This is a genomic window from Fulvivirga sp. (assembly GCF_040220315.1).
Lineage (GTDB): Bacteria > Bacteroidota > Bacteroidia > Cytophagales > Cyclobacteriaceae > Fulvivirga.
This window is the reverse complement of sequence record NZ_JAVJUY010000165.1, coordinates 1-10,601: the sequence shown is the minus strand read 5'-3', so window position 1 is coordinate 10,601 and position 10,601 is coordinate 1. Positions and strand designations below refer to the sequence as shown.

General features: G+C 37.9%; 9 protein-coding genes. 4 read left to right on the top strand and 5 right to left on the bottom strand.

Annotation, left to right across the window (positions count from 1 at the left end; translation table 11 throughout):
• The 3 genes from RLO81_RS08125 to RLO81_RS08115 form a co-directional block, all read right to left on the bottom strand.
• Positions 1-1,085: adenylate/guanylate cyclase domain-containing protein (locus tag RLO81_RS08125; protein ID WP_350109850.1), on the bottom strand; the 1,085-nt coding region annotated here is incomplete at its 3' end.
• 92 nt (positions 1,086-1,177) lie between these two features.
• Positions 1,178-2,038, bottom strand: coding sequence for an SDR family oxidoreductase (locus RLO81_RS08120; RefSeq protein WP_350109847.1), 861 nt, complete (start codon positions 2,036-2,038; stop codon positions 1,178-1,180).
• A gap of 23 nt (positions 2,039-2,061) precedes the next feature.
• Positions 2,062-3,147 carry a serine hydrolase domain-containing protein gene (locus RLO81_RS08115; RefSeq protein WP_350109844.1) on the bottom strand — a complete coding sequence of 362 codons (1,086 nt, stop codon included), beginning with the start codon at positions 3,145-3,147 and terminating at the stop codon, positions 2,062-2,064.
• 275 nt (positions 3,148-3,422) lie between these two features.
• On the opposite strand from RLO81_RS08115, the gene RLO81_RS08110 reads away from it, so the two are divergent.
• Complete coding sequence (locus RLO81_RS08110) at positions 3,423-4,568, top strand: serine hydrolase domain-containing protein (RefSeq protein WP_350109841.1); 1,146 nt, start codon at positions 3,423-3,425, stop codon at positions 4,566-4,568.
• 16 nt (positions 4,569-4,584) lie between these two features.
• Here RLO81_RS08110 and RLO81_RS08105 read toward each other — a convergent pair whose 3' ends face one another.
• Complete coding sequence (locus RLO81_RS08105) at positions 4,585-6,357, bottom strand: tetratricopeptide repeat protein (protein ID WP_350109838.1); 1,773 nt, start codon at positions 6,355-6,357, stop codon at positions 4,585-4,587.
• A 201-nt stretch (positions 6,358-6,558) separates the two neighbouring features.
• Between RLO81_RS08105 and RLO81_RS08100 the strand changes: the two genes are divergently transcribed.
• Both RLO81_RS08100 and RLO81_RS08095 read left to right on the top strand, forming a co-directional pair.
• Positions 6,559-7,209, top strand: a complete 651-nt coding sequence (locus tag RLO81_RS08100) for a hypothetical protein (RefSeq protein ID WP_350109835.1) — start codon at positions 6,559-6,561, stop codon at positions 7,207-7,209.
• A gap of 179 nt (positions 7,210-7,388) precedes the next feature.
• On the top strand, positions 7,389-8,261 hold the full coding sequence (locus tag RLO81_RS08095; protein WP_350109832.1) for an SRA domain-containing endonuclease: 873 nt from the start codon (positions 7,389-7,391) through the stop codon (positions 8,259-8,261).
• Positions 8,262-8,442: 181 nt separating this feature from the next.
• On the opposite strand, the gene RLO81_RS08090 is transcribed toward RLO81_RS08095, so the two are convergent.
• A complete protein-coding gene (locus RLO81_RS08090) occupies positions 8,443-9,888 on the bottom strand; it encodes a hybrid sensor histidine kinase/response regulator (protein ID WP_350109829.1) in 1,446 nt (481 codons plus the stop codon).
• Positions 9,889-10,139: 251 nt separating this feature from the next.
• Between RLO81_RS08090 and RLO81_RS08085 the strand changes: the two genes are divergently transcribed.
• Positions 10,140-10,601 (top strand): hypothetical protein (locus RLO81_RS08085; RefSeq protein ID WP_350109826.1); only part of this gene is annotated, 462 nt, incomplete at its 3' end.

Genomic DNA, 10,601 nt, shown 5'->3' with positions numbered 1-10,601 from the left:
TCGCCTGCAGATTCCATTCTGCTGGCCGTGTTTATCGTATCTCCAAACAGGTCGTAGGCAAACTTCTTTTTGCCTACCACACCGGCCACTACAGCTCCTGAATGTATTCCAACCCGCATGTTCCATTGTAATTTGTGGTTCTTATTCCTTTCCTCCAGGTAGGATTGCATCTTTTGTGCGGCTCTGACACACGTTACTGCATGATTCGTAATCTCATCTTCAAGGCCACATGCAGCCATATAGGCATCACCAATGGTTTCAATCTTTTCCATGCCGGTTTCCTCCATGATTTCATCAAATCGCCCGAAGATGTCATTCAGCTCATTAACTAGGGTGATGGCCGGAATGGTGGCCACTAATTCGGTAAATCCTTCAAAATCAGTAAATAGTATCGAAACATGCTCATGCCGCTTGGGAATGGTCTTACCATGTACTTTCAAGTCTTTTATGATCTTTTTAGGTAGAATATTATGCAAAAGGTCATCTGATTTTTTCTGCTCTGCGATTAATGAGTCTTCAGATCGATCAATCAGCACAGACAAGCTCCAAATTAAGGCGAGACAAATGAATGCCGTCATGCCCATATTAACAATCTGCGATAAATAGGGATCCATGTCATTGTGTGCATAGAATTCTGATTGAAAAGCAACGGCAATAATTAAAGTTAGGCAAGCCATTACACTGAAACCATGGGCAAGAGCTCTTGCCTTTCGTGGGAAAGTCATGTAGGGCAAGATGATGATCAGAAAACAAACAGTGGTAATCCCTGACCCGTATCCGGACAAGTAAAGAAATACGAGAACTGAAATGTATGCGGAGCTAGCCAGCCAGACTGAAGCAACTACCCGGCTTCCTTTCCGGTTGAGCACCATGACCATCAGAAACATCAAGCCCAATACTCCATTCCATACAGCACTTGTTATTTCCGAAATGGATAGGGCAATGGACATCCATAAGGTATTGAAAAGAACCCCTAGCATGGCGGCTATATTGGATACCTGCAAATACCTTTTCTCAGTTACTAAGAAATTCTCCCTTACACCAATATCAGCGACTCTTTGCAAAAGAGTTTTTTTTCGTGTCATCTTGGGCCGTTTAGTTATTCCGGTTTTCTTAAGTATAAGGATTATTCTTAGAAGTAACTACTCCTCCCAGATTTGTGTGTCACCTGAGCCACTTAATCTTCTTTAAGCAGATCTGCTTCCCTGACAAAATATGGTTTTAAACGATGAATCCCATATCTGGGAGCTATATTATCCTGAGCCATCATGGTGAGAAAAAATTCAATGGGACCATATGTTCTGGATGAAGTAAATATCCTCATTAAACCAATAGTCATTTTCCTGATCCAATCCGGAAGGTGGACAATTCCACTAGGCATTTCACATGCCTCCAGGGCTATTTCTGCTATTTCATTTTGTGTAAGAATATCCGGCCCTCCCAGAATCAATTCATTCTTTACATCCAACGATTCGATAATAGCTTTTGCCAAATCAGTACCATGAATGGGGTTCAATTTGTATTCACCATTACCGAATAGGTACACCTTTCCTTTACGGGCCATGTCCAGAAAGTCTTTCATATCTGAGAAAAAACCGTTTGGCCGAACCACTAGGTAGTCCATACCAGATTGCTTAAGCTTATCCACGAATTTCTCTTTGGCTTCCATGATTTTCAAGTGCCTCATATTTTCTCCATTGATAACTGACACATAAATGAATTTTTTAATGCCTGCCTTCATGGCCTCATTAAGGAGATTCATATTGGCCTGATAGTCTACGTCCATATAGGTCAGCCCATCTTTCTGTCTTGTAATGCCAACGGTAGAAATCAAAACATCTGCTCCCTGAAACTGACCGTTAAGCGTAGTTGGGTCTGTAACTTCGGCTTTAATGATTTGCTTTGAGCCTAAACCGAGTTGCAGAAGCTTTTTCTCATTTCTTGCAATCGCCTGAAACGAGATATTCTGACCTTGTAGTTCTTGAACGAGGTGGCTACCTAAATACCCTGTGGCACCTGCTATAATTATCTTTTTCATTTTCTTCCATTTACAGGGCTGTCTTAAAATTCGTTTTTCATGATGGTTTCAAGAATCTGATTTCGCTGTTCACCTTTATCTTGCTCGTTACTTAGAAGGATAATGAGTCCATTAGACTCCGGGATAAGGGCTATAAAGCTTGTGAAGCCTGCAATATCGCCACCATGATGGTAGATTACCTGATTTTGAATGTTCAGCGTGAACCAGCCTGCACCCGGTGCGTTGACACCATCCTGACCGATAGGCGTAACCAATACGGCTTCTTTCTCTTCATTGGTATAGTAATCACTAAGCATGGCATCACCCCATTTTTCCAGATCCGACAAAGTACTTTCTATTTCACCTGCGCTAAAGGCGATTTGCATTTGATAAGCTTCAACCTCCAGGCCGTTATTGTATCCTTTTGCTCTTTTTGCATCCAAAATCTCATCCGGCCCTTTACCTGTATTAAACAAGTTAAGTGGTTCGTAAACTTTTTCTTGCAAGTATTCCTGATAACCTTTTCCTGTAAGCTCCTCGATTAGGATTCCCAGAATAAGGTAGTTGGAATTGGAATAGGAAAAGAATTCACCTGGTGTAAAGATTAATCCATCTTCTTCTATCGACTCAGTGATGATTTCGAAGATTTCACCGGTATCAAAGAAATAGTTGTTCTGCTTTGCGAAAGCTTCTACCGTCCCTACATAGTCAGGAATTCCTGAGTGATGTGTCATCAGATGTCTGATTGTGAGCTGGTCACCATGAGGGAATTCATCATTGAAATCACTTAGTGGCTGATCAAAATTCTCAATAAGTCCATCCCGCTTCAGGTTCACTATTGCCGCTGAAGTAAAAGACTTGGTTATGGAGCCAATTCTATAAATGAGGGAGGGGTCATTCGGAATACTGCTTGAATTATCAGCCATTCCAAATCCTTTTCTTATCAGGTCTGTATCTCCTTTACGGATTAACACGCTTCCTGAAAATCCAATTTCTTCAAGGTATGCCTCTGCGGAAGTGTATTCAGCCGGTTTTGGTTGTGGATCATTGTCATTGTCGCTGCAAGCACTCATAGCTACTGCAAGCACTGTAATCATTAACAGGGTTATTTTTTTTATTAAAGCTGCCATTGTATTTTGTGTTTTAGAATTAAATGATGGCTCAAAACTAGCGTAGCATGCCATGTTATTCGTCTCAGAATATATAATGGGACAGATGAATGAAAATCAGGACTTATTTATTCATTTATCTTATGTTTAACCTCCTGTAACATTTGATAGAAGAAGTTTTTCATTAAAGGTTACATACCGGATTAAAGAAGTTCAGGATCTCATTCGGAGTGAAATGCCGGACGATCAATATGTATTAAAAAGAGAGATTTGTATTAAATCAAAATCGTAAAGCAATGAAAAAACTCGGTTTATTACTTATAGGAATTACAGTTGTTACATCTCTCATGGCTCAGGACAGTCGGGATAGTGTGATTGGAAAATTGGACATTCGTTTGGAAAGAGAATTGCAAAAGGAAACTATACACAATGCATTTCTTTCTGTTTACTCACCTTCCCGTGATTTTGAATACCACATAGCTAAAGGTGCCTTTAAAGACAGCATGAAAGTAACTAACGCACATCCTTATTATACGGCAAGTGTTGGTAAGACTTTTACCGCAACTGCAATAGGCATACTGGTTGACCAAGACAAGATCAAATTTGATGATCCCATTTCGAAGTATTTACCAGATGCGATAATGGATGGATTACATGTATTAAATGAAGTCGACTACAGAGATTCAATTACAGTTTCACATTTACTGCAACATACATCAGGCGTGGCTGACTACTTCGAAAGAAAGACCATAGACGGTACACCAAGCATGTTTGATTTGATAATGACACAACCTGACCGATTTTGGGAGCCTGAAGAATTGATTACCTATTCCAAAGCCCATTTCAAGCCTTCATTTGCTCCCGGAGCCGGATATTATTACACGGATACAGAGTACGTATTATTGGGGATGATCATTGAAGAGGTCAGTGAAATGGCATTTAATGAGTTTCTGGCAAAGAATATCTTCGGTCCACTTGAAATGAATCATACCTATCTGAACAGAAGGTCTGAGGCAAGTAAACCTACACTTCGAATGGCAGAAATGTATGCCAGCGATTATGAGATAGGCAGTTTTGAAAGTTTAAGTGCAGATTGGTCTGGTGGAGCCGTTGTTTCTACAGGAAAAGATTTGATCACTTTTCAAGTGGCTTTGTTAAATGGAAATTTGGTGTCAGAAGAAACATTAAACAAAATGCAGCAATGGGTTGACGAAACAAAAGGAATGGAATATGGCTATGGCCTGCGAAAAATCAATTTTAATGAACTTTCTTCCGGCCTACCGGAATGGGTAGTTATTGGTCACAGCGGATTGAATGGCACTTTTATGTTCTACTGCCCTGATCTGGATTTTTATTTGGCGGGTACTTTGAATCAACTGGAAGCTTCTAAAGGTTCGGTTCTATTAATGATGGATATATTAATAGAATGCACGAAACTTTAAGAGAAGTGTGCATGCTTTAATTCACCTGGTTTCGTTTCACCCAGGCCTTGGGAGTAATACCGGTATTTTTCTTGAAAAAATCATTGAAGACTGATTTAGATGTAAAGCCACTATCAAAAGCTAAACCGAGAAGGGTAAGGTGACTATTACCTGAATCCAGTGCCTTTTCCTTGAATGCTTCAAGCCGGTACCCGTTGACAAACTCGTTGAAATTTTTACCTATAAACTCGTTGAGTAAAAACGATAGCTTATTAGGCGAGATGTTAATCATAGCTGCCGTTGACCTCAAAGAAATCTGGTTATCTAAATAAACAGCTTGTTTTTCCATCAGTTCTGTCAGGCTATCTATATAAGGTTGTGCCTCTTCCCTCGAAAGAATAGAAACTTTTTCTTCCCTGCTTGCAAGTGTTGGGTTTGAAACACTCCCTGTTAAATTACTGGCAGCTAACTTTTGAAACTGCGCATGGGTATGCAGGGGCAGGAGGAACGGGCTATGTTTAAAATTGACATACTGGCCCAATCTCCGCTGTACGGCATCTGACAGTTCCGCCAAAGCTTTACCTATCCTACCAGCCTGTGTGTTGATAAACAGATTCCATGGGAATAAAGTAATTGCTCCTTCTTCATTCACCATACTGTCGATTTCAGTTTCGTCAAATGGTTTCGTTTTATTAACAAAATCATATAGCATTTTACAAACAATGGGTCTCTCTGTCAGAGGTGTTGCATGCAGGTAATTATTCAATGCTTCCTGTTTTCCGCTATGAATTAAACATAGCTGTTTTAATGCAATAGCGTGTGTAAAGCCCGGATCTAAAAACAGGGCCTGCTCTGCGAAGTTCTCTGCTTGACTGTAGTCATGTTTCAAGTAAAAAATATTGGCCTTGGTAAAGAAGTGATTGGGGGAAAGCGGATTGATGTGGAGGATTTTTTCTACATGCTTCAAGGCACTTTCAAAATCTCCGGTGGCCGTATATAACTCAACAAGACCTTCTTCAGCTTCTGTAAAGGTAGGATTGAGTTGTATGGCTTTGATATAATTTTCCTGTGCCTTTTGAAAGTCCCAATGCCCCCAGAAACTTAAGGTAGCTTGTGCATAATAGCCAAGTTCAGCCTGGTCGTCTAATTTGAACCCTTCCTGTATATGAAATTCTGCCTGCTTTAATAATTCAGGATCCGGCCACCACGATCCGGCCATGGCAAAACAGTAGGCCAATCCGAAATGAGGATCTGCATAACCGGGTTCAGTTTCAATACACTCCGAATAAAGGGCAATAGCTTTTTTAATACCTTCTTCGTCCCATTTTAAATGGTTGTAACGCGCTTTCAAATAAGTATTGTAGGCTTGCAGGTTGGAGGTTGGCGCTTTCACCAGATGATCTTCCAGGTTCAAGTGCCCGAAGTTTTCCCTGATCTTCTCGGCTATTAACAGACTCACCTCGTCTTGCAGTTCAAAAATATCGGCCAACTGCCTGTCAAAACTCTCCGACCATATATGAAAACCATTGTCGGTTCTGATGAGCTGAACAGTGATACGAATGCGTTCATCCAGTTTCCTGATGCTACCTTCAAGTACTGTGCTAACCCCCAATTGGTTTCCAATAATTCTGACGTCTTCTTTTTTATGCTTGAAAACAAAAGAAGATGTTCTGGCTGTTACTTTTAAACCATCAATCTTGCTCAACGCATTAATGATTTCTTCCGTCATTCCATCAGCAAAGTATTCATTTTCAGTATCTGAACTTAGATTATCTAAAGGGAGTACTGCTATGGACTTTTGATTGATCAACTTTTTAGAAGCTAAGATTCAAAAATAATCAATGCTCAGGCAAAAAGTCCTGAAATCTACTAAAACGTCTGCTATTTCATTTCAGGACGATTCACCCTCTTTTTCACTTCATCTTTACATTATCAATTCAAAAAAGCAGCGGAAATAGTTATCAAATGATGATTCCCTGTCAACAATCGGACCTTTAAAAATTATGACATCATGAAAAATCTATTAGCAGTTATTTTATTTCTTAGTACACTTAGTGTTTTCGCTCAAAACAACTCACCATTGGGTAGAGAAACTGAAGTTGCTCATAAGTACAGGATAAGTACACCTGTAATTACTTTGCCACAACTTGTTATGGATTCCTGGGACGACCGAAAACATACGCAACACATAGAGCTTCATGTAAAGCGCAACCTCGATAATAAGAACATCATAGGTTTGAAGTTCGCTACGTGGCGTTTGTTTCAACCGATGGGAATCACTTGGTGGGATGGTCTTTTGGATAAGTTAGAGACAGAAAGTGAGTTCTATCCCGGACATGTACGAGAAAGTGGAATAGGCATCACGTACCAGCGTATGTTATGGAAAGGGCTATTCGCAACTGTAGAAGTGCTACCGCAATTTCAAACCTACATGGATCTTGACGGTAATAAACTTGGCAATGGCTTTAAACTTTATAATTCGTATCATCTGGGCTACCATATTGCATTTGGTAAGAAAAAACGGTTTTTCATAGAGCCCCAGGTTCATTGCCAGCACTGGATGTTTGATAACAATGCCCCTGATGGATTTAAGGAGTTGGACGACAAATGGAGAAGATACTTTCTTTTTGAGCCAAACATTTATGTAGGGGTGAATTTTTAAGATAAGCCCGGATTTTGTTTTTGGAGTGCTTGAAGTTGTACAAAGACAAAAAGAATATATCGCTCCACCATGAAGTAATCCCCGGAACGCACCAAACGGTTTTTCCTTTGATTGGGGTGGGAGGTGTAAGTTGGCGGGGTTGATGACTAAATAGCAGAATTTGTTAAATTGTACTTGTCATGTTCAATGCAGGACAAGTATATCGGAGAAGAGATATCCATCAAATGTATGGAGGAAATTGGCAGAGTGGCATAAGTTCTTCTGCTAAAACTCCGTATATCTTCATTTTTACGGGAGCAAGTGGTGAGCAATATGGCTACAAAGATGAGTGGTTGAATGAGGATGTTTTTTCATATACCGGTGAAGGACAGAGTGGCGACATGCAGTTCACCAAAGGAAATTTGGCTCTAAGAGAGCACTTAAGTACCGGAAAGCGTGTGTTTCTGTTTGAATATGTAGCCCAAGGAAGGGTAAAGTATGTTAGTGAACTAAGTTTCATTGATTGTGATTACTTCGAAACACTTGATCTAACTGGTGACTCAAGAATAGGAATAAAATTCTTTTTTAATAGAGTAGGAGAATCAAAATACACCATTCCTGATGAGCTGAAGTCATCTAACTTGGTTGCTGATCCCAGAGAGGCGTATGTAAAAATAAAGCAACCGAACTCAACCGAACGAAGTGGCTTAGTTACTTCAAGAGTTGGGCAAGGTGCCTACAGAAAAAGTATACTTCATCGATGGTCTTACAAGTGTGCGGCAAGTGGTTACAATGATACCCGTATTCTAATTGCCTCCCATATCCAACCATGGAAAGATTCAAATGATCAAGAACGATTGGATGTTGACAACGGAATCCTTTTATCACCTGATTATGATGCCTTATTTGATAAGCACTTAATCAGTTTTGATCAAGCTGGCAAGATCATTTTATCTTCGGAGCTCACAAAAACTCCAATTGAAACGCTTGGAATAACTGGAAAAGAAAGGATTGATTCATTAAACGCTGGTAATAAAAGATATCTTGAAAATCATAGCCAGTTGATAAAATAGTAATTGAGACATTTTTAACGTCATCATTCATAGCTCATAACCCCCCGCCATACCTACAAAATGATCATTTCAATAGAGGAAATGATCATTGATTCAGAGTTTCTGCTTTGCTTCTAATTCCTTTGGCCCATCGAAAAAAATTGGTCAAAAAATTAGAACACAAAAAGTATGAAAGCATTAATTATATCGGACTTTCTGTAAATGGTATATTTATCTTAAATCTTGCCCCATTTTTAAATTCGCTATCGAGTATAATGTCCCCGTTTATTTTACAAAGTGCTTCTTTTAAAATATACAATCCAAGTCCGGAACCAGTCGAACTTTCATTACCTCTATAAAACATTTCAAATATTTTGTTTTTTATATCTGGAGGTATGCCTTTACCTTCATCTGTCATGGTTATAGAAAGTGACTTTTCTAACTTACATAAAGTCATTGTTATCAGAACTTCTCCATTTTCACTCACTCCAAAAGCCACGGCATTATCAATTAGATTTTTAATAATTATGTTAAATAACATTAGGTCAATCTTAATACTATGATTCTTATCAGAGTTAAGTTCAATTTTTGAATTTAACCAGTTCCCGTTTCGCATATTTGAAGAAATTATTTCTTCAATAGTTTGTTTGATATCTATTTCTTGTTGTTTAAAAGATCCGTACTTGATATATGCGATATCTGTAAGTTTGTTTAATATTTTATCTAAGTGATTGATGCGTTCAGACATCATACCTATAAATTGTGTAGTATTAAAATCAGGAGTTATTTTCATGATATTCAATAATCCTTGAACGGAACTTAATGGCCCTTTTAAATCATGATTTGTGCGATATAGTAGAGCCTCCAATTCATTATTAACTCTCTCTAACTTTATACTATTTAAATAGGTCTCAGTCATATTTCGAATTAAAATTGAGGCTCCTTTATCAGAGGATGCTACTCTACCTTCAAAGTGTACAAGCTCGTTAGAAATATAGGTTGTCAAACTGAATGATTTAGGTTGCCTGGTTGTCATGGCTCTTTTGATTGAATCTGCTATTTCTTCATCCTTCCATTCAGGAAATAGTTCGAATAGTTTGTCGTTTATATTAACATCCTTTTTCAGCTCATTTTCAGCAGCTGTATTCCAAAAAACTATTTTATAATCGAAGTCGATGGCAAAAAATATATCTGATATACTCTCTGTAAGCTTTTTATATCTAAGCTCACTTAAAACTAGTTCTTTTTGAAATTGAGCCTTTTTTTTCTTGTTTTCATAGTCCTTAATCTCCCTCTTGATTACAGGCACGAGCTTATTGAGATTATATTTATTAATATAATCATTTGCACCTAGTCTCATTAATTCAACAGCTTGATCTTCTCCCAAAGAACCTGAACATATAATAAAAGGAATTTCTTCATTAAGCTCTCGTGTTATTTTCAAAGCACATTTAGCATCCATTGAAGGAAGTTGGTTATCGCAGATTATTAAATCATAATTATTCTTATCAAGTTCTTCAATAAGCTGGTTCTTACTATCTACACGTGTAGCTTCAAAGTATAGCGAATTCTTCTCTAGCTCTAGAAGAGCATATTCAAAGTCTTCTAATACGTCCTCTACAAACAAAATATTTAATGTAATTGACATTTTTTATTAATTATTTATCTATTAAAACATATACAGTCTTAGTAAAACCATAATATATGAATGAATAATATCCAGGAATTAAAAATTAGGATATAATCAAAAAATATTACGTGTAATTTAATAGTACAAAACTATGCAGATGGTGAATCACGTTACTACGTGAATCCCCTATTCGTAAAATTCAGAGATATACGGATGTATGAGCGTTTTAAAGAAGTTAATTTTGGATAGTGAATAAAATTAAAAATGCCATGAAAAATCTATTAACATCTCTGCTTATCATTCTAAGTAATATCTCTTTTGCTGGCGATGGTGAGCCGCAAAGCAAACAATCACACTCACAAAAATTGGCAACTGATATATATCAAGCCTTTCAGTTTTATAAAGCTAAAAATTATGATAAATGTAGATCGCTAATGCAAAATCAAAAATTAAGCGTTGCAAAAAATGTGTTTCATCATGTCTCAAAAAGTACAACTGTAGATAGTTTAATTTTTAAAAATGAGGAAGGTGAATTTTGGGCGTATCTTAAATCTGTTGATCTCAATTATTTGCGAGATATAGAAGCTGTTTTTGCCATGCAGGTAGAAGATACTGACGGCCTGTTAAAAGCTTTTGGTCAAGTATTAAAATCAGATCAAAAGGACTTATTTGCTGAAACAAGTAATGAGATTCACTTTAAGAATAGTTCAGGAGGATATGCTGTAGACCAA

Excerpts from the sequence above, each read along its gene's own strand:
- RLO81_RS08115 (WP_350109844.1), bottom strand. The coding sequence starts at position 3,147 with ATGGCAGCTTTAATAAAAAAAATAACCCTGTTAATGATTACAGTGCTT.
- RLO81_RS08120 (WP_350109847.1), bottom strand. The coding sequence starts at position 2,038 with ATGAAAAAGATAATTATAGCAGGTGCCACAGGGTATTTAGGTAGCCAC.
- RLO81_RS08095 (WP_350109832.1), top strand. The coding sequence starts at position 7,389 with ATGTTCAATGCAGGACAAGTATATCGGAGAAGAGATATCCATCAAATG.
- RLO81_RS08090 (WP_350109829.1), bottom strand. The coding sequence starts at position 9,888 with ATGTCAATTACATTAAATATTTTGTTTGTAGAGGACGTATTAGAAGAC.
- RLO81_RS08100 (WP_350109835.1), top strand. The coding sequence starts at position 6,559 with ATGAAAAATCTATTAGCAGTTATTTTATTTCTTAGTACACTTAGTGTT.
- RLO81_RS08110 (WP_350109841.1), top strand. The coding sequence starts at position 3,423 with ATGAAAAAACTCGGTTTATTACTTATAGGAATTACAGTTGTTACATCT.